The 24,372-nt window shown below is 67.9% G+C and carries 20 protein-coding genes; 19 read left to right on the top strand and 1 reads right to left on the bottom strand.

Annotation, left to right across the window (positions count from 1 at the left end; all coding sequences use genetic code 11):
- Positions 1-6: 6 nt before the first annotated feature.
- From bamA to ACEN96_RS20705, 8 genes are read left to right on the top strand one after another with little or no spacing between them, the layout of a single operon-like run.
- Entirely contained in the window at positions 7-2,310 is a 2,304-nt protein-coding gene (gene bamA, locus ACEN96_RS20740) for an outer membrane protein assembly factor BamA (RefSeq protein ID WP_495584957.1), read from the top strand.
- On the top strand, positions 2,310-2,819 hold the full coding sequence (locus tag ACEN96_RS20735; RefSeq protein ID WP_495584956.1) for an OmpH/Skp family outer membrane protein: 510 nt from the start codon (positions 2,310-2,312) through the stop codon (positions 2,817-2,819). Before bamA ends, ACEN96_RS20735 begins: the two co-directional genes overlap by 1 nt.
- A 2-nt stretch (positions 2,820-2,821) precedes the next feature.
- The gene (gene lpxD / locus ACEN96_RS20730; RefSeq protein ID WP_495584955.1) at positions 2,822-3,883 is read left to right on the top strand and encodes a UDP-3-O-(3-hydroxymyristoyl)glucosamine N-acyltransferase; all 1,062 of its coding nucleotides are present in this window, start codon (positions 2,822-2,824) and stop codon (positions 3,881-3,883) included.
- A complete protein-coding gene (fabZ, locus tag ACEN96_RS20725) occupies positions 3,880-4,335 on the top strand; it encodes a 3-hydroxyacyl-ACP dehydratase FabZ (protein WP_495584954.1) in 456 nt (151 codons plus the stop codon). Before lpxD ends, fabZ begins: the two co-directional genes overlap by 4 nt.
- A 28-nt stretch (positions 4,336-4,363) precedes the next feature.
- Positions 4,364-5,155, top strand: a complete 792-nt coding sequence (lpxA, locus tag ACEN96_RS20720) for an acyl-ACP--UDP-N-acetylglucosamine O-acyltransferase (RefSeq protein ID WP_495584953.1) — start codon at positions 4,364-4,366, stop codon at positions 5,153-5,155.
- Between the two features lie 27 nt (positions 5,156-5,182).
- The gene (gene lpxB / locus ACEN96_RS20715) at positions 5,183-6,328 is read left to right on the top strand and encodes a lipid-A-disaccharide synthase (protein WP_495584952.1); all 1,146 of its coding nucleotides are present in this window, start codon (positions 5,183-5,185) and stop codon (positions 6,326-6,328) included.
- Complete coding sequence (gene rnhB, locus ACEN96_RS20710; protein ID WP_495584951.1) at positions 6,300-6,965, top strand: ribonuclease HII; 666 nt, start codon at positions 6,300-6,302, stop codon at positions 6,963-6,965. The genes lpxB and rnhB overlap by 29 nt, the downstream gene beginning before the upstream one ends.
- Before the next feature lie 7 nt (positions 6,966-6,972).
- Positions 6,973-7,746, top strand: a complete 774-nt coding sequence (locus ACEN96_RS20705) for a TrmH family RNA methyltransferase (RefSeq protein ID WP_495584950.1) — start codon at positions 6,973-6,975, stop codon at positions 7,744-7,746.
- 12 nt (positions 7,747-7,758) lie between these two features.
- Here ACEN96_RS20705 and ppsR read toward each other — a convergent pair whose 3' ends face one another.
- Positions 7,759-8,580 (bottom strand): posphoenolpyruvate synthetase regulatory kinase/phosphorylase PpsR, encoded by an 822-nt coding sequence (gene ppsR, locus ACEN96_RS20700; protein ID WP_495584949.1) that lies wholly within the window; start codon positions 8,578-8,580, stop codon positions 7,759-7,761.
- 322 nt (positions 8,581-8,902) lie between these two features.
- Here ppsR and ppsA point away from each other — a divergent pair, with 322 nt between their 5' ends.
- The 11 genes from ppsA to ACEN96_RS20645 all read left to right on the top strand — a co-directional run bounded on the left by ppsA (position 8,903) and on the right by ACEN96_RS20645 (position 24,264).
- Positions 8,903-11,314, top strand: a complete 2,412-nt coding sequence (gene ppsA / locus ACEN96_RS20695; RefSeq protein WP_495584948.1) for a phosphoenolpyruvate synthase — start codon at positions 8,903-8,905, stop codon at positions 11,312-11,314.
- 134 nt (positions 11,315-11,448) lie between these two features.
- Positions 11,449-13,524: a sodium:solute symporter family protein gene (locus ACEN96_RS20690; RefSeq protein WP_495584947.1), complete on the top strand. Its 2,076-nt coding sequence runs from the start codon at positions 11,449-11,451 to the stop codon at positions 13,522-13,524.
- A gap of 116 nt (positions 13,525-13,640) precedes the next feature.
- Entirely contained in the window at positions 13,641-14,504 is an 864-nt protein-coding gene (locus ACEN96_RS20685) for a hypothetical protein (protein WP_495584946.1), read from the top strand.
- 145 nt (positions 14,505-14,649) lie between these two features.
- Positions 14,650-15,012 (top strand): 30S ribosomal protein S6, encoded by a 363-nt coding sequence (rpsF, locus tag ACEN96_RS20680; protein WP_091723036.1) that lies wholly within the window; start codon positions 14,650-14,652, stop codon positions 15,010-15,012.
- Positions 15,013-15,068: 56 nt separating this feature from the next.
- The gene (priB, locus tag ACEN96_RS20675) at positions 15,069-15,353 is read left to right on the top strand and encodes a primosomal replication protein N (protein ID WP_495584945.1); all 285 of its coding nucleotides are present in this window, start codon (positions 15,069-15,071) and stop codon (positions 15,351-15,353) included.
- A 55-nt stretch (positions 15,354-15,408) separates the two neighbouring features.
- On the top strand, positions 15,409-15,699 hold the full coding sequence (gene rpsR / locus ACEN96_RS20670) for a 30S ribosomal protein S18 (protein ID WP_067062534.1): 291 nt from the start codon (positions 15,409-15,411) through the stop codon (positions 15,697-15,699).
- A gap of 12 nt (positions 15,700-15,711) precedes the next feature.
- Positions 15,712-16,164: a 50S ribosomal protein L9 gene (rplI, locus tag ACEN96_RS20665; protein WP_495584944.1), complete on the top strand. Its 453-nt coding sequence runs from the start codon at positions 15,712-15,714 to the stop codon at positions 16,162-16,164.
- A gap of 199 nt (positions 16,165-16,363) precedes the next feature.
- Entirely contained in the window at positions 16,364-17,785 is a 1,422-nt protein-coding gene (gene dnaB / locus ACEN96_RS20660; protein ID WP_495584943.1) for a replicative DNA helicase, read from the top strand.
- A gap of 409 nt (positions 17,786-18,194) precedes the next feature.
- Complete coding sequence (locus tag ACEN96_RS20655) at positions 18,195-19,679, top strand: hypothetical protein (protein WP_495584942.1); 1,485 nt, start codon at positions 18,195-18,197, stop codon at positions 19,677-19,679.
- A gap of 37 nt (positions 19,680-19,716) precedes the next feature.
- Positions 19,717-22,935, top strand: a complete 3,219-nt coding sequence (locus tag ACEN96_RS20650) for a TonB-dependent receptor (RefSeq protein ID WP_495584941.1) — start codon at positions 19,717-19,719, stop codon at positions 22,933-22,935.
- 66 nt (positions 22,936-23,001) lie between these two features.
- Entirely contained in the window at positions 23,002-24,264 is a 1,263-nt protein-coding gene (locus tag ACEN96_RS20645; protein ID WP_495584940.1) for a hypothetical protein, read from the top strand.
- Positions 24,265-24,372 lie beyond the last annotated feature (108 nt).

Below are 24,372 nucleotides of genomic sequence, written 5' to 3'. Positions count from 1 at the left end.
TTCCGCATGTCCCGACTCCTGCCCGACGCTCTGCGCCCCCACGTGATCCAACTGGCGGTGCTGGCCACCGCGTTGAATGCCGGTTCCGCCTGGGCCGCCGAGCCCTTCGTACTCAAGGACATCCGCGTCGAGGGCCTGCAGCGCACCGACCCGGGCACCGTCTTCGCGGCGCTGCCGTTCCGCATCGGCGATACGTACAACGACGAGAAGGGCGCCGCCGCGCTGCGCGCGCTGTTCGCGACCGGCCTGTTCAAGGACGTGCGCATCAACCTCGACACCGATGCCGTCGTCATCGTGATCGAGGAACGCCCGATCATCGCCAACGTCAGCTTCGTCGGCCTGAAGGAATTCGACACCGAGGCGCTGACCAAGTCGCTGAAGGACGTGGGCATCGGCGAGGGCAAGCCTTTCGACAAGGCGCTGGCCGACCGCGCCGAGCAGGAACTGAAGCGGCAATACCTGACCCGCTCGCTGTACGGCGCCGAGGTCACGACGACGATCACCCCGATCGAGCGCAACCGCGTCAACGTCAGCTTCTCGGTGACCGAGGGCGAGCCCGCCAAGATCGCCGAGATCCGCATCCTGGGCAACAAGGTCTTCTCCGAAGGCACGCTGCTGGGCCTGCTCGAGCAGACGACGTCGGGCTGGCTGACCTGGTACACCAAGACCGACCGTTACTCCAGAGCCAAGCTGAACGCGGACCTGGAGACGATCCGCTCGTACTACCTGAACCGCGGCTACCTGGAGTTCAACGTCGAGTCGACGCAGGTCACGATCTCGCCGGACAAGCAGAGCATCAGCATCGCGATCACGGTGAACGAAGGCCAGCCCTACACCGTCAACGGCATCAAGCTGGAAGGCGACTTCCTGGGCCGCGACGAGGAATTCAAGCGCCTGATCGCGCTCAAGCCGGGCCAGCCCTACAACGGCGAGGCGGTGGCGCAGACGACGCGCAACTTCCAGGACCTGTACGGCACCTTCGGCTACGCCTTCGCGCGGGTCGAGAGCCGGCCCGAGATCGACCGCGCCACCGGCCAGGTCACGGTGACGCTGGTGGGCGAGCCGCAGCGCCGCGTCTACGTGCGCCGCGTGCTGATCTCCGGCAACACCCGCACGCGGGACGAAGTCATCCGCCGCGAGTTCCGCCAGTTCGAATCGTCCTGGTATGACGGCGGCCGCATCAAGGCCTCGCGTGACCGCGTCGAGCGCCTGGGCTACTTCAAGGACGTCACGATCGACACGACCGAGGTGCCGGGCTCGCCCGATCAGGTCGACGTCACGCTGACCGTCACCGAGCGCCCGACCGGCAACATCCAGATCGGCGCCGGCTACTCGAGCGCGAGCAAGCTCTCGCTGTCGGGCTCGATCTCGCAGGAGAACGTGTTCGGCTCCGGCAACTACCTGGGCGTCCAGGTCAACACGGCCAGCACCGGCCGCTCGCTGGGGGTCACGACGGTCGATCCGTACTTCACCGTCGACGGCGTGTCGCGCGCGATCGACGTGTTCTACCGGACCGTCAAGCCGATCAACAACCTCGGCGAGGAATACGAGTTCGCTTCCTACGGCGGCTCGGTCAAGTTCGGCGTGCCGTTCTCGGAGGACGACACGGTCTTCTTCGGCATCGGCTACGAGACGACCCGCATCACGACCACAACCGGCCTGCCCAACAGCTACTGGCTGTTCCGCAACCAGTTCGGCTCGTCGGCGGTCTCGATCCCGCTGACCATCGGCTGGAAGAAGGACAACCGCGACTCGGTCATCACCCCGACCGCCGGCTCGATGAAGCGGGTCAACCTGGAACTGAGCCCGGTGGGCGATTCGCGCTATTCGATCGTGAACCTGCAGTACCAGGAGTTCTTCCCGCTGGGCCGCAAGTTCTCGCTGATGCTCAATGGCGAGTTGGCCTACGGCCGCGGCCTGGGCGGCCGCCCGTACCCGATCTTCAAGAACTTCTACGGCGGCGGCCTGGGCTCGGTGCGGGTGTTCGAGCCCGGCACGCTGGGCCCGGTCGACGTGACCGGCTCGTACACCGGCGGCAATCGCAAGTTCAACCTGAACGCCGAGTTCTACGTGCCGGTGCCCGGATCGGGCAATGACAAGAGCTTCCGCCTGTTCGGCTTCGTGGACGCCGGCAACGTATGGGGCCAGGACGAGAAGCTGGATTTCGGCGGGGTGCGCGCCTCGGCGGGTGTCGGCATCAGCTGGCTGTCGCCGATGGGTCCGCTGCGGCTGAGTTACGGCTCGCCGATCCGCAAGAAGCCCACGGATAGAATCGAGCGATTCCAATTCCAGATCGGGACTGCATTCTGATGAAGAGCAAGCTGTCGCAGATCGTCGCCGCGGCCCTGTTGACGGGCGTGGCGACCCTGGGCGCGCAAGCCCAGGAAGTGAAGATCGGCTACGTGAACAGTGAGCGGATCCTGCGCGAGACCAACCTGGCCAAGGCCGCCGAGACCAAGCTGCAAGCCGAGTTCGGCCGCCGCGAGAAGGCGCTGCTGGATCAGGAGAACAAGCTGCGCGCGGCCGCCGAGAAGCTCGACAAGGACGGTCCGGCGATCAGCGACGTGGAGCGGGGCCGCCGTCAGCGTGAGTTGATCGAGCAGGACCGCGACCTGCAGCGCAAGCGCCGCGAGTTCAACGAGGACGTCGCCCAGCGCAAGAGCGAGGAGACGGCGGCGCTGGTCGAGAAGGCCAACAAGGTCATCAAGAAGATCTTCGAGGATGACAAGTACGATCTGATCGTTCAGGATGCGATCCATGCCAGCCCCCGCGTGGACATCACGAAGAAGGTGATCGACCAGCTCAACGCCCAGAAGTGACCATGAAACAGGTTCTGGTCTCGGATCTGATCGCCGCCTTGGGCGGCGATCTTGTTGGTGCCTCCGACACGGCGATCCGCGCGATCGCCCCGTTGGAGGACGCTGGCGCGGACGCGATCTCCTTCCTCTCCAACCCGAAATACGAGGCCCAGCTGGCGACGACGCGCGCCGGCTGCGTGATCGTCTCGCCCAAGCTGGCCGAGGCCGCCGCGGCGCGCCAGGGCGCGGGCACGGTGGCGTGCTGCATCGTCGCGCCGGATCCCTACCTGTACTTCGCGCGGCTGACCCAGTGGTGGGCCGCGAACATGCGCAAGCCGCGCGCGGCGCCGGCCATCCATCCGACGGCGACGGTCGCCGCGGACGCGACGCTGGGCCGCGACGTCGAGGTCGGCCCGCATGCGGTGATCGAATCCGGCGCGGTGCTGGGCGACGGCGTGCGCATCGGCGCCCACACCATCGTCGAACAGGACGCCCGCATCGGCGCGCACACGCGGCTGGCGCCGCATGTGGTGTTCGGCCATGACTGCGTGATCGGCGAGCGCTCGCTGCTGCACAGCGGCGTGGTGATCGGCGCGGATGGCTTCGGCTTCGCGCCGGCGAAGGGCGCCGCGGGCGTCGAGTGGGTCAAGATCGAACAGCTCGGCGCGGTGCGCATCGGCGATGGCGTCGAGATCGGCGCCAACACCTGCATCGATCGCGGCGCGCTGGGCGACACCGAGATCGGCGACGGCGCCATCATCGACAACCTGGTCCAGATCGCGCACAACGTGAAGATCGGCCGCGGCACGGCGATCGCCGGCGCGGTGGCGATCGCGGGAAGCGCCGAGATCGGCGCCCACTGCATCGTGGCCGGCGCGGCGCGCATCAACGGCCACATCAAGATCACCGACGGCGTGCAGATCGGGCCGACGGCCAACATCAGCAACAGCATCGACAAGGCCGGCGCCTACGCCGGCATGTGGCCTTTCGAGGACGCCGCCTCCTGGCAGAAGAATGCGGCCGCGCTGCGCGGGCTCTACGAGCTGCGCCAGCGCGTGCGCGCTTTGGAAAAGAAGACGACATGAACGAGACGATCATCGACATCCACGGCATCCTCGAGAAGCTGCCGCACCGCTACCCGATCCTGCTGGTCGACCGCGTGATCGAGGTCGAGAAGGGCGTGCGCATCCGCGCGCTGAAGAATGTCAGCATCAACGAGCCCTTCTTCCAGGGCCACTTCCCGCACCGTCCGGTGATGCCGGGCGTGCTGATCCTGGAAGCGCTGGCGCAGGCCGCGACGCTGCTGGCGGTGGAGAGCTACAACTTCACGCTGGACGAGAACCATGTCGTCTACTTCGCCGGCATCGACAACGCGCGCTTCAAGCGTCCGGTCGAGCCGGGCGACCAGCTGATCCTGGAAGTGACGCTGGACCGCGCCAAGGCCGGCATCTACAAGTTCGGCGCCAAGGCGCTGGTGGGCAGTGACATCGTGGCCGAGGCCGGCCTGATGTGCACGATGCGCAAGCTCGACTGCTGAGCGTCCGCGGCTTCCCTACTGCTTGCGTATGGCCCAGATCCATCCCACCGCCATCGTCGATCCGAAGGCGCAGCTCGATGAGTCCGTCCAGGTCGGTCCCTATGCGGTGATCGGCCCGCAGGTGCGTATCGGCGCCGGCACCTGGATCGGTCCGCACACGGTCGTCGAGGGCAAGACCACGATCGGCCGCGACAACAGGATCTTCCAGTTCGCGTCCATCGGCGCGATGCCGCAGGACATGAGCCACGGCGGCGAAGTGACCGAACTCGTCATCGGCGACCGCAACACGATCCGCGAGTTCTGCACCTTCAACACCGGCACGTTCAAGGAGCAGGGCGTCACGCGCGTCGGCTCGGACAACTGGATCATGGCCTACGTGCATCTGGCGCATGACGTGATCGTCGGCGACCACTGCGTGCTGGCCAACAACGCCACGCTGGCCGGCCACGTCCACGTCGGCGACTGGGCCACGATCGGCGGACTCACCGGCGTGCATCAGTTCGTGCATGTCGGCGCGCACGCGATGATCGGCTTCCAGGGCCATGTGGCGCAGGACGTCGCGCCCTACATGACCGTCGACGGCAATCCGCTGGCGGTGCGCGCGGTCAACCTGACCGGCCTGCGCCGCCGCGGCTTCAGCAACGACCGCATCAGCGTCATCCGCCAGGTCCACAAGCTGCTGTTCCGCGACGGCCTGACGCTGGAGCAATCGGTCGCCGAGATCGAGGCGCTCAAGCAGGGCCAGGACGCGGAGTCGCTGCGCGACATCCAGGTGATGCTGGACTTCCTGGCCGGCGCCAAGCGCGGCCTGGTCCGGTGAGACGCTGAGCGGCACGGACATCCCGACATGACCTCCACGGATCCTCGACTGGGCCTGGTGGCCGGCGAGGCCTCCGGGGACCTCCTGGCCAGCCTGCTGCTGCGCGGCCTGAAGGCACGCTGGCCGGGCCTGAGTTCGGCCGGCATCGGCGGGCCGAAGATGGAGGTGCAGGGCTTCGACGCCTGGTGGCCGAGCCACAAGCTGTCGATCTTCGGCTACTGGGACGCGATCAAGAACATCCGCGAGCTGCTGGCGATCCGCCGCCAGCTCGGCGACCGGCTGCTCGCCGAGCGGCCGTCGGTGTTCGTCGGCGTCGACGCGCCGGACTTCAACTTCGGCCTCGAGCAGCGTCTGCGCGAGGCCGGCATCAAGACGGTCCACTTCGTCTGCCCGTCCATCTGGGCCTGGCGCGCCGAGCGCGTGAACACGATCAAGCGCAGCGCCGATCACGTGCTGTGCCTGTTCCCGTTCGAACCGGAGATCCTGGAGAAGGCCGGCATCCCGGCCACCTACGTCGGTCATCCGCTGGCGGACCAGATCCCGTTCGAGCCGCCTCGCGAGGACGCGCGCCGCGAACTCGGCTTGCGCGACACGGACACGATCGTCGCGATCCTGCCCGGCAGCCGCCGCAGCGAGCTGACCTACATCGGGCCGCCGCTGCTGGATGCGGCGCAGCGCATGCTCAAGGCGAGGCCGGGCCTGCGCTTCGTGATCCCGGTCGCGCCGGGCTTGCGGGCCATGGTCGAAGCGCTGATGGCGCAGCACGGCCAGGGCCTGCCGGTGACGCTGCTCGATGGCCGCGCGCAGGACGCGCTGGCCGCCTGCGACCTGACGCTGGTCGCCAGCGGCACGGCGACGCTGGAAGCGGCGCTGCTGAAGCGGCCGATGGTGATCGCCTACAAGCTGCACTGGTTCAACGCGTGGCGGATGAAGGGCAAGGCGCTGCTGCCGTGGGTGGGGCTGCCCAACGTGCTCGCGCGCGAGACGCTGGTGCCCGAATGCCTGCAGGACGACTGCACCGGCGAGCGCATCGCGCGCGAGGGCCTGGCCTGGCTGGACGACGCGCCGCGGCGCGAGCGGCTGCACGACCGCTTCCTCGAGATCCATCAACAGCTGCGCTGCAACACCGCGCAAAGGGCCGGCGATGCGATCGCGAAGATCCTCGGCGCCTGAGAAGCCGACGCAGCTGGGCCTGGAATGGGCCGGCGAGGGCTTGCTGTGCGGCGTCGACGAGGCAGGCCGCGGCCCGCTGGCCGGGCCGGTGGTCGCGGCGGCGGTGATCCTCGACGATCAGCACCCGATCAAGGGGCTGAACGATTCGAAGGTGCTCAGCGAGAAGAAGCGTGAGCAGCTCTTCGACGAGATCCGCGCCAAGGCGCTGTGCTTCTGCATCGCGGAGGCGACGGTCGAGGAGATCGACCGCATCAACATCCTGCAGGCGACGATGCTGGCGATGCGCCGCGCCGTCGAGGGCCTGCGGCTCAAGCCGGCGCGGGTGCAGGTGGACGGCAACCGGCTGCCGGTGCTGCGCATCCCGGCCGAGGCCATCGTCAAGGGCGACGCGCTGGTGCCGGCGATCTCGGCGGCGTCGATCCTGGCCAAGGTGCATCGCGACCGCTTCTGCCTGCAGATGCACGAGCAGCATCCGCAGTACGGCTTCGACAGTCACAAGGGCTACGGCACGCGCGAGCACCTGGAGGCGCTGCGCGTGCACGGCGCGACGGTCTGGCACCGGCAGAGCTTCGCGCCGGTGCGCTCGCTGGAGATGGACGGCTTCGCCGTCTCGCTCGGCGAAGCGGCCATGGAATGAGCATCGGATGAACTGGCAATCGATCACCGCGCGGGACAACCCCAAGCTGCAGCACCTGCGCAAGCTGGCGCAGGACGGCGGCGCGTATCGCAAGCTCGGCGGCGTCTGGCTGGAGGGCGATCACCTCGCGCACGCCGCGCTGCAGCGCGGCGTGCGGCCGGCGCTGGCGCTGATCACCGACGCGGCGGCGGCGGACGCGTCGATGCGCGCGCTGGCCGACGAGGCGTCCAAGGTGCTGGTGGTCTCGGCGGCGCTGTTCAAGACGGTGTCGGGACTGGAATCGCCGGCGCAGATCGGTTTCGAACTGGCGCTGCCGGCGCAGCCGCGCATCGAGTCCCAGGCGGATTCCGTCGTGCTGGACCGGCTGCAGGATGCGGGCAACGTGGGCACGATCCTGCGCAGCGCCGCGGCGCTCGGCTTCCGTCAGGTACTCGCGCTGAAGGGCACGGCGGCGCTGTGGTCGCCGAAGGTGCTGCGCGCGGGCATGGGCGCGCATTTCGGCCTGAAGCTGATCGAGGGTCTTGGCGTCGAAGACCTCGATGCGCTGAAGGTGCCGCTGCTGGCGACGAGCTCTCATGCCGACGCGCTGCTGCACGAGGCCGACCTGCCGAACCCTTGCGCCTGGGTCATGGGCCACGAAGGGCAGGGCGTCGGCGAGGCGCTGATGCGGCGCTGCGCGCTGCGCATCGGCATCCCGCAGCCTGGCGGCGAGGAATCGCTGAACGTCGCGAGCGCGGCGTCGATCTGTCTTTACGAATCCGCCAGGCGCCGGCTGGTCTGAACCAGCCCGCGATCAGTAGATCAGGCGGTCCGGGCGGATGTCGCGAAGGATCGTCGTGGCGATCTCCTCGATCGACTTGTGCGTGGACGACAGCCAGCTGATGCCGGCCTTCTTCATCATCGTCTCGGCTTCGCGGACCTCGTAGTGGCAGTTCATCAGGTCCGCGTACTTGCTGCCGGGACGGCGCTCGTTGCGGACCTGCGCCAGCCGCTCGGGGTCGATGGTCAGGCCGAAGCACTTCTTCTTGTGCGGGGTCAGCAGCGACGGCAGCTGGCCGCGCTCGAAGTCCTCGGGGATCAGCGGATAGTTGGCCGCCTTGATGCCGTGCTGCATCGCCAGGTAGAGCGAGGTCGGCGTCTTGCCGCAGCGGCTCACGCCCACCAGGATCACGTCCGCCGAGTCGAGGTTGCGCGCCGACTGGCCGTCGTCATGCGCCAGCGAGAAATTGATCGCCTCGATCCGGTCGTGGTACTCCTGGCTCTTGGCCACGTCCGAGAAACGGCCCACGCGGTGGCTGGACTTGACGCGGAACTCGTCCTCCAGCGGCGCGATGAAGGTGCCGAACATGTCCATCACCAGGCCCTGGCATTCCTGCCGCACCACGTTCAGCACCTCGCGGTTCACCAGCGTCGCGAAGACGATCGGGCGCACGCCTTCGCGCTCGCCGGTCTCGTTGATCTCGCGCACCAGCTGCCGGGCCTTCTCGCCGCTGTCGATGAAGGGGCGGCGCACGTGGCGCGCCTTCACCGAGAACTGGGCCAGGATCGAGTTACCGAAGGTTTCGGCGGTGATGCCGGTGCCATCCGAGACGAAGTAGACGGTGTGCTGGGTCATGTCGAGCCTGGGGAAACGATCCGGAAGCGGTCCGGGAGCCTTCGCCACACCGGGCATGCCGCGTGCCGAAGCAGGAGGTTTGGACGGGCCGGGCGCCCGGCCGCGCCCCGAACGAGGGTTTACATCATAGATCGGCGACCCACTAGAATCGCCCGCAACTTGCCCCTGCCTGCCGCATGACCGCCACGCCGCGCCGCCCACAAGAATCGACAAGACCTGTCGCGCGCCGCGTCATGCCTGCCTCCCTCGAAGCCGCCGGCCGCGCCGGCCTGCTCGGGAGCGCGCGGGGAGCCCCGGTTTCTCAACATCACGGAGTTTTCCCATGTCTGATGCACGCTTCGAGGCGACCGCCCTGGTCGTACCCTTCGAGAAACTGAGGATGTCCGACGTCGAGTCGGTGGGCGGCAAGAACGCCTCGCTCGGCGAAATGATCTCGCAGCTGGCCGAGACCGGCGTGCGGGTGCCCGGCGGCTTCGCGACCACCGCGCACGCCTTCCGCAATTTCCTCAAGCATGAAGGCCTGGATGCCCGCATCCAGCAGCGCCTGGCCGACCTGAACACCGACGACGTCCGCGCGCTGGCCGCGGCCGGCGCCGAGATCCGCGGCTGGCTCGAGGCCCAGCCGTTCCCGGCCGACCTGGAGGCCGCGATCCGCGCCGAGTTCGCCCGGCTGACCGAGGGCAACCCGGACGCGTCCTTCGCGGTGCGCTCGTCCGCGACCGCCGAGGACCTGCCCGATGCCTCCTTCGCCGGCCAGCAGGAGACCTTCCTGAACGTCGTCGGCATCGAGGACGTGCTGCACAAGATGAAGGAGGTCTTCGCCTCCCTGTACAACGACCGCGCCATCAGCTACCGCGTCCACAAGGGCTTCGCGCACAGCGACGTCGCGCTGTCGGCGGGCGTGCAGCGCATGGTGCGTTCCGACCTCGGCGCGGCCGGCGTGATGTTCACCATCGACACCGAGTCCGGCTTCAAGGACGTCGTCTTCATCACCTCCAGCTACGGCCTGGGCGAGACGGTGGTGCAGGGCGCGGTCAACCCCGACGAGTTCTACGTCCACAAGCCGGCGCTGCAGCGCGGCAAGTTCGCGCTGATCCGCCGCAACCTCGGCTCCAAGCTGATCCAGATGACCTTCTCGACGCCGCAGGAGAAGGCCGCCAGCGGCAAGCTGGTCAAGACCGTCGACGTCGAGGTCGAGCAGCGCAACCGCTACTCGCTGACCGACGAGGACGTCGTGCAACTGGCCAGGTACGCCGTGATCATCGAGCAGCACTACGGCCGCCCGATGGACATCGAGTGGGGCAAGGACGGCAATGACGGCCAGCTCTACATCCTGCAGGCGCGTCCGGAGACGGTGAAGAGCCAGGCCGAGGGCCAGGTCGAGCAGCGCTTCAAGCTCAAGGGCACCGGCACCGTGCTGGCCGAGGGCCGCGCGATCGGCCAGAAGATCGGCACCGGTCCGGTCCGCCTGGTCGACAGCGTCGCCGAGATGGAGCGCGTGCAGCCCGGCGACGTGCTGGTCACCGACATGACCGACCCGAACTGGGAGCCGGTCATGAAGCGCGCCAGCGCCATCGTGACCAACCGCGGCGGCCGCACCTGCCACGCGGCGATCATCGCGCGCGAACTGGGCATCCCGGCGGTGGTGGGCTGCGGCGACGCGACCGACCGGCTCAAGGACGGGCAACTGGTGACGGTGGCCTGCTCGGAAGGCGACACCGGCTACATCTACGACGGTCTGCTCGAGACCGAGATCAGCGAAGTCCACCGCGGCGAGATGCCTTACTGCCCGGTGAAGATCATGATGAACGTCGGCAATCCGCAGCTCGCGTTCAACTTCGCGCAGATGCCCAACAGCGGTGTCGGCCTGGCGCGCCTCGAGTTCATCATCAACAACAACATCGGCGTCCATCCGAAGGCGATCCTGGACTATCCGAATGTCGACAGCGACCTGAAGAAGGCGGTCGAGTCGGTGGCCCGCGGCCATGCCTCGCCGCGCGCTTTCTATGTCGACAAGCTGGCCGAGGGCATCGCCACCATCGCGGCCGCGTTCTGGCCGCAGCCGGTGATCGTGCGTCTGTCCGACTTCAAGAGCAACGAGTACCGCAAGCTGATCGGCGGCTCGCGCTATGAGCCCGACGAAGAGAACCCGATGCTGGGCTTCCGCGGCGCGTCGCGCTACATCTCGGGCGAGTTCCAGGATGCGTTCGCGATGGAGTGCGAGGCGCTCAAGCGCGTGCGCCACGACATGGGCCTGACCAACATCGAGATCATGGTGCCCTTCGTCCGCACGGTGAAGCAGGCCGAGAAGGTCGTCGCGATGCTGGCCGAGCGTGGCCTGAAGCGCGCCGCGGCGGGCGGCACGGACGGGCTGCGCGTCATCATGATGTGCGAGGTCCCGAGCAACGCCATCCTGGCCGAGCAGTTCCTGGAGCACTTCGACGGCATGTCGATCGGCTCGAACGACCTGACGCAGCTGACGCTGGGTCTGGACCGCGATTCCGGGCTGGAGCTGCTGTCCGGCGACTTCGACGAACGCGATCCCGCGGTCAAGGCGATGATCTCGCGCGCCATCACCGCGTGCCGCGCCACCGGCAAGTACATCGGCATCTGCGGCCAGGGCCCCAGCGACCATCCGGACTTCGCCGAGTGGCTGGCGGCCGAGGGCATCGTCTCGCTGTCGCTGAATCCGGACACGGTGATCGAGACCTGGCAGCGTCTGGCGAAGCGCTGACAAGCTCCTCGCCCACGCCCTTCGCATACGCCCTTCGCGTTCAAACGGCCCCTGCGGGGCCGTTTTTCATTGCCGCCCCATACAGGGGAAGTTGTGGATGTGCCGCCCGGGCAAGACGACGATGATGCGGGCCCATGTCCCGTCCGTCATCCGACGCTGCCTTCCGCCGCCGCCTGAACCGCACCTATGCCGCATACACGCTGGGCTTCGTGCTGCTGGTGGGCGTGCTGGGCGTGCTCGAGCGGCTGGGGATGTCCAAGCAGTGGCTGGGTTTCTCGTTCCTGCTGCTGACGGTGCTGGTCTATGCCGGCATCGGCGTGTTCAGCCGGACCACCGACCCGGTCGAGTACTACGTGGCCGGCCGCCGCGTCCCGGCGTTCTACAACGGCATGGCCGCCGGCGCCGATTGGATGAGCGCCGCGAGTTTCCTCGGCATGGCCGGCAGCCTTTATCTGGCGGGCTATGGCGGGCTGGCCTTCGTGCTGGGCTGGACGGGCGGCTTCTGTCTGGTGGCGCTGCTGCTGGCGCCCTATCTGCGGCGATTCGGCGGCTTCACCGTGCCGGACTTCCTCGGCGCCCGGTTCGAGAGCCGCGGCCTGCGCGTGATGGGCGCGGCGGCGGCGGTGCTGGTGTCGTTCATCTATCTGGTGGCGCAGATCTACGCGATCGGCCTGATCACCACGCGCCTCACCGGCCTGACCTTCGAGATCGGCCTGTTCGTCGGCCTGGGCGGCGTGCTGGTGTGCTCCTTCCTTGGCGGCATGCGGGCCGTGACCTGGACCCAGGTGGCGCAGTACATCATCATGATCCTGGCCTACGTCGTGCCGGTGATGTGGCTGTCGGTCCAGCAGACCGGCTTCCCGCTGCCGCAGTTCACGGCCGGCAGCGAGGTCCGCGAGATCGCCGCCCGCGAGCAGCAGTTGCTGCGCGATCCCAAGGAGCTGCAGGTCCGCGCGCTCTTCGAGCAGCGTGCCGAGGACTTCGAGCACCTGCTGGCGGGCCTGCCGCAATCGCTCGATGCCGAGCGCCAGCGCGTCTCGCAGGTGATCGCGCAGCTGCGGGCCGAGGATGCGCCGCTGGCGCAGATCCAGGCCGCGGAGAAGGTGCGCGCCGCCTTGCCGCGCACCGAGGCGGAGGCCCGGGAGCTCTGGCGGCGCGCCGTCACCGCCAACCGGCAGCGCGCCGAGCCGCTCGCCGGCATGCCGCTGCACGCGCGGCCCTTCGCGGGCGATCCCGACGGCACGCCCGCGGAGCAGGAGGCCTACACGCTCTCGCGGCGCAATTTCCTCGCGCTGGTGCTGGTGCTGATGGTCGGCACCGCGGGCCTGCCGCACATCCTGACGCGTTACTACACCGTGCCCTCGGTCGCCGAAGCGCGCAGCTCGGTGGCCTGGACGCTGTTCTTCATCGCGCTGCTCTATCTCTTCGCGCCGGCGCTGGCGGTGATGCTCAAGCATGAGGTGCTGCACCATCTCGTCGGCATGCCGATCGCCGAACTGCCGGGCTGGATGAGGCAATGGATGCGCGTCGATCCCGGATTGCTCAGCATCCAGGACATCAACCAGGACGGCATCCTGCAGCTTGGCGAACTGCGGCTGGGCGGCGACATCGTCGTGCTGATGACGCCGGAGCTGGCGGGCCTGCCGTACGTGCTGGCCGCGATGGTCGCGGCGGGCGCGCTGGCGGCGGCGCTGTCCACGGCGGACGGCCTGCTGCTGACGATCTCCAGCGCGCTCTCGCACGACGTGTACTACCGCGTCATGAACCCGCGCGCCTCGATGACGCAGCGGGTCACGATCTCCAAGGCGCTGCTGCTGGCGACCGCACTCACCGCCGCCGCGGTCGCCGCGCAGCGGCCGGCGGACATCCTGCTGCTGGTGTCCGCGGCGTTCTCGCTGTCGGGCTCGACGCTGGTGCCGGCGCTGATCGCCGGGATCTTCTGGAAGCGCGCCAACAAGCAGGGCGCCGCGGCCGGCATGCTGGCGGGGCTGGGCGTGACGCTCTATTACATGGTGGGCGCGCACGCGGGGCTGCGCCAGGCGCTGGGCCTGGGCGGCGAGCCTCAGCTGTGGTGGGGGATCCAGCCGATGGCGGCCGCGATCTTCGGCCTGCCGGCGGGCATCGCGGCGCTCGTCGCCGTCAGCCTGCTCACGCCGCTTCCGCCGCCTGCCGCGCGGGCGCTGCAGGCCAGGATCACGGGCTCCGGATGAAAGGGCCGACGGGAGCGAAGCGCCGGCCGCTCCCGCCAGGCCTTGATCGAATGCCGGCCACGAAAGCGCTCCGACAAGAAGGGGAGCGCACATTCCACATGCAAGGGAGGATTCCTATGAAGACGCTGAACACGCTGTTCCCGACCCGCCTGGCGCGCCGCGCGCTGCTGGCCGCCGGCCTGGCGAGTGCCGCCGCGCTGGCGGTTCCCATGGCCGCGCAGGCGCAGGAACAACGCCGCGTCGCGATCGTCTCGGCGCTGGGCGACTCGATCACCGTGGTCCAGAGCGAGCCCACCACCGGCAGCCATTTCAAGGACCGCCGCGTGGAGGACGTCTTCCCGGTGCCCGAAGGCATCTTCGACGTCTACGCGCTCGGGCAACTGCAGAAGGGCCTGGCCGGCGGCAATGCGTTGCTGATCCCGCTCAAGCTGAAGTCGGCCTCGGCGCTTGGCGACGCGGACAAGCTGATCGACGGCAGCCGCTGGGTCGGCAGCGACATGCTGAACCAGGCGCTCAAGGAGCTGAACGCCTCGCACCTGGTGCTGCTGCGTCCGCTGCGCGGGCCGGCGCGCGTGCAGATGGCGCAGAACACGATGGGGCAGGGCCAGCTCCGCGGGCTGGGCTTCTACCTGGATCGCAACACCTTCGTGCGCGCCGAATCCGAAGCGATCGCGGCGCGCCGCGGCTTCCTGGCGCCTTACGTCTATGCCGAGCTGTGCGTGATCGACGTGGCCCAGGGCACGGTGAGCGCCAGCGTGCCCATCCGCTTCGCGGAGTCGATGACCACCAACAGCGTGGACGGCGCCGGCGACGCCTGGGACCTGCTGACGACGAAGCAGAAGATCGAGACCCTGCAGGAGTCCATCCGCGACGAGGTCGCGAAACAGCTGCCGAAGGTGGCCACGGGCCTGGGCGCGACGGGCGGCAGCCGGTCGACGGCCGACGCCGGCGGTGATACCGCCACGCGGGTCCGGCCCTGATCTCGACATCCGGGTGGACGGGAGGCCGCGGGTTCGACTAGAATCCGCGATTCCCTTGCCGGGCCCAGGAATTGACGCTGGGGTCCGGCTTTCAGGCCAAGGGCGGAATCCCGCCGGCGGCCGCTGAAATCCACAAGGAGTATCTATGCGTCATTACGAGATCGTTCTGCTGATCCATCCGGATCAAAGCGAACAAGTTCCGGCGATGCTGGAGCGCTACAAGGGCCTGGTCACCAACGGTGGTGGCAAGGTGCATCGCGTGGAAGACTGGGGCCGCCGTCAGCTGGCCTACATGATCCAGAAGCTGGCCAAGGCGCATTACCTGTGCCTGAACATCGAGTGCAGCAAGGAAGTCCTGGCTGAAATCGAAACCGGCTTCCGCTTCAACGACGCCGTGCTGCGTCACCTGACCGTCGTCAAGGACAAGGCCGAGACGAACCCGTCGGTGATGATGAAGGCCGTCGAGCGCGAAGAAGCCCGCAAGGCTCCGCAAGAAGCGTCCGCCTGAGCTGACAGGCGCGATCACTGACGTTCCCAACTGCTGACCCGCCGATCCGCGCACGCATGAACCGACTGGTCCTGCAGGCGCAGATCCTCGAAACCGCGGCGATCCGATACACCCCCGCCGGGCTCCCGGCCCTGGACCTGATGCTCCGGCACGAGTCCCTGGTCGACGAAGCCGGCTCCCAGCGCAAGGTCGCGCTGGAGATCAAGGCGGTGGCCATCGGTGACATCGTGAAACGGGTCCAGGCGCTGAGCCTGACGGAGAAGACGGTGTTCACCGGATTCCTCTCGGCGCAGCGACAAGGCCGCGGCACGGTGTTTCACATCACCGGGCTGGCGGACTGAACGGGACGGACAGCTCGCGCATATCGTTTACATCTGGATAGATCAAGAGGTCACTATGCCCCCGCCACGTGGTAAAGGTCGGTTCTCGAAGGACCGCAAGCCCAAGCGCAACCAACAATCGCTGCTGTTCCGGCGCAAGCGCTTCTGCCGCTTCACCGTCGCCGGTGTCGAGCAGATCGATTACAAGGACGTCGACGTCCTGCGCGATTTCATCAGCGAAAACGGCAAGATCGTGCCCGCCCGCCTGACCGGCACGCGCGCCTTCTTCCAGCGTCAGCTGTCGGTGTGCATCAAGCGTGCCCGCTACCTGGCCCTGCTGCCGTACAGCGACCAGCACAAGGTCTAAGGAGTCCACCCCATGCAAGTCATCCTGCTGGAAAAAGTGGCCAACCTGGGCAACCTGGGCGATGTCGTCAAGGTCAAGGACGGTTACGCACGCAACTTCCTGATCCCGACCCGCCAGGCGCGCCGCGCCACGGAAGCCGCGATCAAGGAATTCGAAGCCAAGCGCGCCGAGCTGGAGAAGGTTGCCGCTGAGAAGCTGGCCACCGCTCAAGCCCTGGGCGAGAAGATCGGCGGCACGACCGTCGTGATCTCGCAGAAGGCCGGCGTCGACGGCCGCCTGTTCGGTTCCGTGACCAACGCCGACATCGCCGAAGCGCTGACGAAGTCCGGCACGGCCATCGTCAAGTCGCAAGTGCGTCTGCCCAACGGTCCGCTGAAGACCGTCGGCGAATTCCCGATCAACGTCGCCCCGCACACGGACGTCGTGGTCGAGGTGACCGTCAAGGTCGTCGCCGAAGCCGAGTAATCACTCGACACACCGGTTGGGCGCTGTGCGCGTCCACCGGACATTCCCCAGCTTTGCAGTCCCTTCAAGGGCTGCAACGATGGTGGAAGACCCAAGAAAGCCGACAGCTGCGAAGCGGTCGGCTTTCTGCTTTTCCGGGGTGGGAGTTATCCCGCCCGCCCCACAGGCTGTCCAGCGCTCATCCACAGGCTTGTCCACAATGTCCGCGATCTTCACCTCACCAGGGTCTGCAGCCGGCGATAGCGAGGTCGCCAAGCTGCGCGTGCCGCCGAACTCGGTGGAAGCCGAGCAGAGCGTGCTCGGCGGCCTGCTGATCGACAACACCGCCTGGGACAAGGCGGCGGACACGCTCAGCGACACCGACTTCTACCGCTACGAGCACAAGCAGATCTACGCGGCGATCGGCAAGCTGGTGAACGCCGGCAAGCCAGCGGACGTGGTGACGGTGTTCGAGGAACTGACCTCGGTCGGCAAGGCCGAGGACTGCGGCGGACTGGCCTACCTGAACGCATTGGCGCAGGGCGTGCCGAGCGCCGCCAACCTGCGCCGCTACGCCGAGATCGTTCACGAGCGGGCGATCCTGCGCAAGCTGGTGGCGACCTCGGACGAGATCGCGACGGCGGCGCTGAACCCGGCCGGCCGCGCGGTCAACGAGATCCTGGACGAGGCCGAAGGCAAGATCTTCCGCATCAACGAGGAAGGCTCGCGCGGCGGCACCGGTTTCCAGAGCATGGACCGGCTGATGGTCGAGCTGATGGACCGCGTCAACGAGCTGGCCGAGCAGGGCGCCGAGGACGTGACCGGCGTGCGCACCGGCTTCTACGACCTGGACCGCATGACGGCGGGCCTGCAGCGCGGCGACCTGATCATCCTGGCGGCGCGGCCGTCGATGGGCAAGACGGCGTTCGCGATCAACATCGGCGAGGCGGTGGCCATCAACGAAGGCCTGCCGGTCATCATCTACTCGATGGAAATGGGCGCGGCGCAGCTGGCCTTGCGGATGGTGGGCTCCATCGGCCGCATCGACCAGAGCAACCTGCGCACCGGCCGCCTCAAGGACGACGAATGGGGCCGGCTGGCCGAGGCGGTGGACAAGCTCGGCAACGCGCCGATCTACATCGACGAGAGTCCCGGCCTGTCGCCCAGCGAAGTGCGCGCCCGCGCCAGACGCCAGGCGCGCATCTCGGGCCAGATCGGCCTGATCATCATCGACTACCTGCAGCTGATGAGCGGCAATGGCGGCGGCAGCGAGGAGAACCGCGCCACCGTCGTGGGCGAGATCTCGCGGGGCCTGAAGGCGCTGGCCAAGGAGCTGCGCTGCCCGGTGATCGCGCTGTCGCAGCTGAACCGCTCGGTGGAAACGCGGCCGGACAAGCGGCCGATGATGTCCGACCTGCGCGAGTCGGGCGCCATCGAGCAGGACGCGGACATCATCATGTTCATCTACCGCGACGAGTACTACACCAAGGACGAGTGCAAGGAGCCGGGTGTCGCGGAGATCATCATCGCCAAGCAGCGTAACGGCCCGGTGGGCACGGTGAAGCTGGCTTTCGCGCGTCAGAACACCAAGTTCGAGAACCTGGCGCCGGGTTACGTCAGCCCGGGCGGCGACGAGTACTGATCCCGGCCGCCAGCGCAGGCCGGCGCAGATTCCGACCGCTTCGACGCGGTCGATGACAGGGCGCGCGCCGCGCCCCTTTGTCCGGCGCGCGGTAGCCGCCGGCGAGTGAATCCCCCAATCCGCCATTCCGCCGTGAGGCCGGAGAAGTGGCCGCGCGTGCGCCAACTTCCAACGCCCCCCGAGCGGTGCGTTGGACTTCCGTTCGCGTTTCGTTGGATTTGGTCAGACCGGCGTTTGTACTAACTTGTTTTGGTCAGGCCAAATATATGATTTAGCGCAAAATCTTGCTGCTGCGGGTTAACCGAGGGCGAGTACCGAACACAGATGTCGGGTGTGGCGCGGCCACGTATAAAACAGGAGACAAGACGTGACGAAGACGGTGTGCAAACACAAGGGAACGCTTTCGCTGTTGGCTGCCAGTGCCCTGTTGGCGGCCTGCGGCGGAGGCGGCGGCGAGGGCGGGAGCGGCTCCGGGCTGTTCCAGGCCATCAGTTTCAGCTACCCCGGCGGCGCCACGCTGCTGGCCGGACCGGTGACCTTGAAGGCCACCGCGGACTCCGGGCTTCCCGTGGCGTTCACGTCCGGAACGCCCGACATCTGCACGGTGTCGGGGGACCAGCTCACGCTCCTGGCCAAGGGCGAATGCAGGGTGACCGCCAGCCAGGCCGGCGGTCCCGGCGCCGGCGGCAAGCAGTGGGCCGCGGCCGATGACGTGGGGCAGCTGTTCACGGTGCTCGGGCATGCGCAGACGCCGGTCGTGCCGGTCGCCGTGATGCTGCGCGCGGCAACCGCCACCGTGACCTTGTCCGCCAAGACCGATGCCGGGCTGGCGGCGGCCTACCAGTCGTCCACGCCCTCGATCTGCACGGTCAGCGGCAACGCGCTGACGGTGCTCGGCAGCGGGCTTTGCCAGCTCGCCGTGACCGCCCCGGCCGATGCCAGCCACGAGGCCTTGACCGGCACGGCGATCATCGCGGTGTCGCCGCTGCCGCCGCCCGTCGTGCAGAGCCAGGGCAGGACGCAGACCGTCGCGCTCGCCGCGGTCGACGCCGCTGGCAGCGCCCTGAGCTACGCGAGCACCGCGCCCGCCGTGTGCACCGTGGCGGGCAGCGAACTCCGGATCCTGGCCAAGGGCACCTGCACCGTGACCTTGTCCAGCGCCGGCGGCGCCACGGAGAACCTCGGCGTGGTCGTCGATCCGCACTTCTTCGCCAGCGGCTTCAACCCGGCGACCAGCCGCACGCTGGAGTTCGGCGACATCAACACCGGCGCCGGCGTGCCCATCGCCGGCTGGTGCGGCGGCGCGGATCCGTCGTTCTGCCACCTCACGGTGACCAGCTTCTCGTCGACCTTCGGGTTCGACATCAAGCAGAAGGCGGGCAGCGGCTGGGATGGCTCGACGTCCGGATGGTGGGCCTACTACAACTACGAGATCGGCGCGCCCAAGACGCAGAGCGGTGATCGCCTGCCGTTCGACCTCAAGACCGAAGAGTCGCTGTTCGTCACGCTCGGGCTGAATCAGACGCTGTTCGATGGCGGCGGCGCTCTGGCCGTCCGCATCCAGACCAACAACCTGCAGAAGAAGCCCAACGGCGACGAGTGCTACATCACCGCCTCCGTCAACGTGCAGCCGGCATCCGCCGCGCTCACGGCGTACTTCATTCCGCTGAAGAACTTCTCGGTGACGGAGACCTGCGGCACCGACATCGCGCAGACCGCGGAAGCCGGGCTGGCCCAGATCCGCAGCTACGGCGTCCGCGCGCTGCAGTTCGGTCCGAGCGTCAACCTGAGCCGGCCCACGCCCAACGCGGACGGCTCGCTGCCGGCCCCGGCCGACGCGGCCTACACGCTCAGCACGGACGTCACCGTCTTCGGCCCGATCACCTTCCAGTGATCGCCCCGCGCCGCACCACCGAACCAGAAAGAAAACGATGAGACAGTTCCGCACCACCGCCGTCCATCGCGGCATGGTCCAGATGCTCCTGCTGACTGCCGGCAGCGCCGCACTGGCCCAAACCACGCCCCCCAAGGAGCCCGAGACGCCGTCCGCCCTGGGCACCGTCGTCGTCAAGGGGCAGCGCGCCGCCTTGCAGTCGGCCCAGAAGATCAAGCAGAACTCCGAGGAGATCGTCGACTCCGTCGTGGCGGAGGAAGCCGGCAAGCTGCCCGACAAGTCCATCACCGAAGTGCTGCAGCGCATCGTCGGCGTGACCGTCGAGCGTCTGCGCTCGACCAACAACGACCCCAAGCACTTCTCCGAGGGGAGCGACGACCGCATCAACGTGCGCGGGCTCTCGTGGGGCTCGTCCACGCTCAACGGCCGTGAGGTGTTCTCGGCCGGCTGGCCGGGTCGCGACCTGAGCTGGAGCGCCGTGCCCTCCGAGCTGATGGCCGGCGTGGACGTCTACAAGAACCCCTCGGCGGAAAAGATCGAAGGCGGCGTCAGCGGCCAGGTGGACCTGCGCACGGCGCTGCCGTTCGACTACGAGGGCACCAAGCGCGTCGTCTCCTTCGGCAGCAACTACGAGCAGCGGACGAAGAAGGCCTCGCCGACGCTCTCGGGGCTCTATTCGACGAGGTGGGAGGCCGAGTCGGGCCGCTGGGGCGCGCTGGTCGACCTGGCGATGAACCACTCGACGTATGAGCAGCAGAAGCTCGAGGTCCAGCCCTACTACCCGCGCAGCGACGTGGTGCCCGGCCGGACGGTGTGGGTGCCCGGCGCGGCGGACTGGGGGCAGAACGTCGGCAACAGCGACCGCAAGGGCTTCTACGGCGCGCTGCAGTGGAAGAAGAACAACATGCAGTCGTCGCTGACGGCGTTCGTCTCGAAGTCGCGGGAGGAGAACACCGGCTCGAACATCTATCCGAGCTTCGCCGATGGCAACTTCAACATGTCGCCGTACAACGTGCGGGTCGACAACCCGGTGGTCGACGATCGGGGCGTGGTGGTATCGGGCCACTACAGCTATCCGCTGCAGCTGACCCGCGATGCCAACGGCAACATCACGGACTTCAACCACGGCGGCAAGGGCTCGAACCAGTTCGCCGACGGCGGCATCATGATGGGCACCAGCCGGGCGTTCACCCAGCACCACACCAACACCGCCGAGCTGGCCTGGAATTTCCAGTGGGCCGTCAACGACCGCTTCGCCTTGCAGAACGATCTGCAATGGGTGAAGTCCACTTTCCATACCCGCGGCGAGGAAGTGCAGACGGCCACCTTCGTGCCGAGCATGGACATCACCACCTCGGGCAGCAAGCCGGTGCAGATCGGCTTCGACGAGAAGTCGCGCAATTTCCTCGCCGATCCCGGCAACTACTTCTGGCTGTCGGCCATGCCCGGCCGCTACAAGGGCGATGCCGACCTGTATGCGTGGAAGGTCGACGGCAAGTATGTGTTCGACGACTCGATCCTGCGCGACCTGAGAGTCGGCTTCCGCACCACCTACCGCACCTCCAAGCGCGAGGTGGCGGTCTATGCCGGTGACCCGACCAGCGTGGGCTGGAAGTCGATCGCCGAACCCTGGGTGGTGCGTCAGACCAGCACGCCGGGCCAGTTGCCCGGCCCCAACGATGACCAGGGCTGGAAGACGCGCGGCAACTTCGCCTACCTGAGCGATCCGCGCTACGCGGCGGCCGCGCCGGTGGAGCTGTTCAACTACACGCCCTTCGGCGGCAACAGCCCGCCCAGCGTGGTGTTTCCCACCTATGGCGCCCTCAAGGACTACAACACCTACAGCAAGCTGATCGGTGATGTCCGCTACAACCAGTGCCTGGACTCGCAGGCGTGGGCGAAGGGGCAGAACGCGAAGAACCCGCAGAACCAGATCAGCGTCCCGACCTGCAACGCCAGCGACTACAAGTACGACACGACGCTGTACTACGGGCTGAACCCCAACATGATCAGCGACATCTCCGAGCGCACCCATGCCGTCTACGGCAGCCTGCGCTTCGGCTTCGATGACTGGAAGATCCCGGTGGACGGCAACCTGGGCGTGCGCGTGGTCTACACCGGACGTTCGTCGCACGGGCACACGACCTTCGACGCGACCTACGACAACCGCACGCCGCCCGACGTGCCGCGCTTCGGTCCGATCAACGAGGACCTGAACGTCGACGCCCACCATGTCGACGTGCTGCCCTCGCTGAACCTGAAGTTCAACCTGACGGGAGACAACAAGCTGCTGGGCCGCATCGCGATGGCCCGCAGCGTGTACCGGCCGGGCTTCGACAAGCTGCAGGAATCGGTCTCGCTCAAGCAGAACATCGACACGGCCAACAACCGCATCACCTACACGGGCGAGAACACCGGCAATGCCAAGCTCAAGCCGCTGACTTCCGACAACTTCGACCTGGGGCTCGAGTGGTACCCGCGCAGCGGCCAGATGGTGTCGGTCACGGCCTTCTACAAGGACGTGAAGGACGTGATCTACGACTCGACCTACACGCGCGACTACAACAGCCTGGCCGGCAACCCGCAGACCTTCCTGATCAAGGGCCCGCGCAACGCCGCCCGCGCGTGGGTGCACGGCGTCGAGCTCAAGGCCGAGACCTATCTGGACCACTTCGACTTCCTGAAGGACCGGCTGCCCGACTGGGTCAAGGGCTTCGGCGTCTCGGCGGACTACACCTACCTGGGCAGCAGCCAGCGCTTCTACCGCGACGCCCAGGTGCAGTTCTGCCCGCCCGTGGGCACGATCACGAGCGACGCGCTCAAGGTGTATGGCTGCGACACCAACGGCAGGCCGTTCGGCGCGCTGCCGGTGCCTGGCCTGGTGAAGAACGCCGCCAACTTCGCGCTGCGCTATGACCGCTACGGCTTCTCGGCCCGGCTGGCCTACAACTGGACCAGCCGCGTGCTGAAGAACGTCGGCGTCGACTTCAATGGCCAGAACGGCACGAGCGCGGATCCGGCGCGCCCGGGGGCTCAGGACACGTGGTGGGGACTGCCGCAGTACCAGGAGGCCTTCGGGCAGTGGGATGGCGGCGTGTCGTACAACTTCACGCAGAAGTTCGGGCTGTCGCTCAGCGTGACCAACCTGAACAACGTGACGGTGCGCCGCACCTTCCAGCAGACCCCCGGCTTCATGGGCTCGAGCTGGAATTTCCCGGGACGCAGCTACTACCTGACGGGCCGCTACGAGCTCTGATCGAGCGCCGATGCGGATCGGGGCCCGCCAGGCACACGGCGGGCCCCTGCAAGGATTCGGATACTCATGCCCCATTCATTCCGGGCCGCGCTTGCCGCGGCCCTTGTCCTGTTCTCCCCGCTCTCCCTGTTCCCGGCCGGCGCTGCCCGCGCCCAGGACGCAGTCGCCACCAACCTGGAGCGCGTCGAAGTGGCGGGCCGGAAGACGGAGGTCTCCCCGTGGTTCCGCGCCGAGAGCCAACACTTCGTCGTGTACTCGGACACCCGGGAGGAGGACGTCGCGCCGCTGCTGGACAACCTGGAGAAGCTGGATCGGCTGCTGCGCGCCTATACCCAGCCGCGCCAGCCCCAGCAGCCCCAGCCCTCCGGCGCGTCCGGCGAGCCGCAGGACTCGAAGCTGACGCTGTACTACCACGCCAGCCTGTCGGGCCTGCGGTCGGTCGCGGGCAGCACGCCGGCCGACGCCATCGGCCTGTACAGCGGCGGCGCCGACGCCGCGCAGGGATTCGGCGTTCATCTGGAGCGCATCGCCGCGCTGGGCGACGAGCAGCTCGAGAAGGCGCCGCTGAACGACTCGCTGACCTATGTCTTCGAGGCCTATGCGCGGCACTTCCTCCACAGCCACACCGCCATCCGCGCGCCCGCGTGGTTCATCGAGGGCTTCGCGCAGTACTTCTCCAGCGTGCGGTTCTCGGCGCAGCAGGCGGTCGTGGGGCGGGCGCCCAGAGACGTCGCCGGCTACCTGAGGTTCCTCGGTTCAGGGCGGAAGTACCACCTCGAATGGGAGGACGTGCTGGAGCACCGGCAGCCCCTGGCGCACGGCCATGGCGGCGAGGACGGCATGCGACTGGAGTTCGAGGCGAAGTCCTGGCTGCTGATGCACTACGCGTTCTCGTCGGACGACAGCCGCAAGCGGCTGAGCCGCTATCTCCAGCGGGTCGGTGACGGCGCGTCGCCGACCGCGGCGTTCGAGCGCGCCTTCGGCGTGACGAGCGCGGACCTCGGCCGCGTGATGTGGCGCTACGGCCAGCGCGGCCTGGAGGTCGTGCGCGGCGTGCTTCCGTCCATGCCCGCCACGCAGGTCAGCTTCCGCGCGCTCACGCGCGCGGGGGGCGACGCCGTGCTGGCACAGGCCGCCCAGGCGGCGCGATCGCCGGACGAGCCGCTCAAGGAATGGACCTTCGACAAGCGCCGGGTGTTGCAGAAGGTTGAACTCAGCGCCGGCCTCGAGGATGCGGACGCCTTCATCAAGGGGCAGCAACAGCAGCAGGGCCCATCGCCGTCGCCGTCGCCAACAGGCGGCGCCGGGGCGGGCGCGGGGAGGCGGTAGTTCGCGCGGGCCTGAGCCCGCCTTAACGGTGCGCGCATCCCGGTTCACGGGACCGCCATGCCGATGACATACCCCCTGGATAGGGTCACGGGTTTTCGCACTCCCGAC

The organism is Roseateles sp. Mitsp63, assembly GCF_059491535.1.
Note: the sequence above shows the minus strand (reverse complement) of the source record. Positions and strands in the feature narration are given on the sequence as shown.

Coding starts and splice junctions, on each gene's coding strand:
- bamA (WP_495584957.1), top strand. CDS start 7: ATGTCCCGACTCCTGCCCGACGCTCTGCGCCCCCACGTGATCCAACTG.
- ACEN96_RS20735 (WP_495584956.1), top strand. CDS start 2,310: ATGAAGAGCAAGCTGTCGCAGATCGTCGCCGCGGCCCTGTTGACGGGC.
- lpxD (WP_495584955.1), top strand. CDS start 2,822: ATGAAACAGGTTCTGGTCTCGGATCTGATCGCCGCCTTGGGCGGCGAT.
- fabZ (WP_495584954.1), top strand. CDS start 3,880: ATGAACGAGACGATCATCGACATCCACGGCATCCTCGAGAAGCTGCCG.
- lpxA (WP_495584953.1), top strand. CDS start 4,364: ATGGCCCAGATCCATCCCACCGCCATCGTCGATCCGAAGGCGCAGCTC.
- lpxB (WP_495584952.1), top strand. CDS start 5,183: ATGACCTCCACGGATCCTCGACTGGGCCTGGTGGCCGGCGAGGCCTCC.
- rnhB (WP_495584951.1), top strand. CDS start 6,300: ATGCGATCGCGAAGATCCTCGGCGCCTGAGAAGCCGACGCAGCTGGGC.
- ACEN96_RS20705 (WP_495584950.1), top strand. CDS start 6,973: ATGAACTGGCAATCGATCACCGCGCGGGACAACCCCAAGCTGCAGCAC.
- ppsR (WP_495584949.1), bottom strand. CDS start 8,580: ATGACCCAGCACACCGTCTACTTCGTCTCGGATGGCACCGGCATCACC.
- ppsA (WP_495584948.1), top strand. CDS start 8,903: ATGTCTGATGCACGCTTCGAGGCGACCGCCCTGGTCGTACCCTTCGAG.
- ACEN96_RS20690 (WP_495584947.1), top strand. CDS start 11,449: ATGTCCCGTCCGTCATCCGACGCTGCCTTCCGCCGCCGCCTGAACCGC.
- ACEN96_RS20685 (WP_495584946.1), top strand. CDS start 13,641: ATGAAGACGCTGAACACGCTGTTCCCGACCCGCCTGGCGCGCCGCGCG.
- rpsF (WP_091723036.1), top strand. CDS start 14,650: ATGCGTCATTACGAGATCGTTCTGCTGATCCATCCGGATCAAAGCGAA.
- priB (WP_495584945.1), top strand. CDS start 15,069: ATGAACCGACTGGTCCTGCAGGCGCAGATCCTCGAAACCGCGGCGATC.
- rpsR (WP_067062534.1), top strand. CDS start 15,409: ATGCCCCCGCCACGTGGTAAAGGTCGGTTCTCGAAGGACCGCAAGCCC.
- rplI (WP_495584944.1), top strand. CDS start 15,712: ATGCAAGTCATCCTGCTGGAAAAAGTGGCCAACCTGGGCAACCTGGGC.
- dnaB (WP_495584943.1), top strand. CDS start 16,364: ATGTCCGCGATCTTCACCTCACCAGGGTCTGCAGCCGGCGATAGCGAG.
- ACEN96_RS20650 (WP_495584941.1), top strand. CDS start 19,717: ATGAGACAGTTCCGCACCACCGCCGTCCATCGCGGCATGGTCCAGATG.
- ACEN96_RS20645 (WP_495584940.1), top strand. CDS start 23,002: ATGCCCCATTCATTCCGGGCCGCGCTTGCCGCGGCCCTTGTCCTGTTC.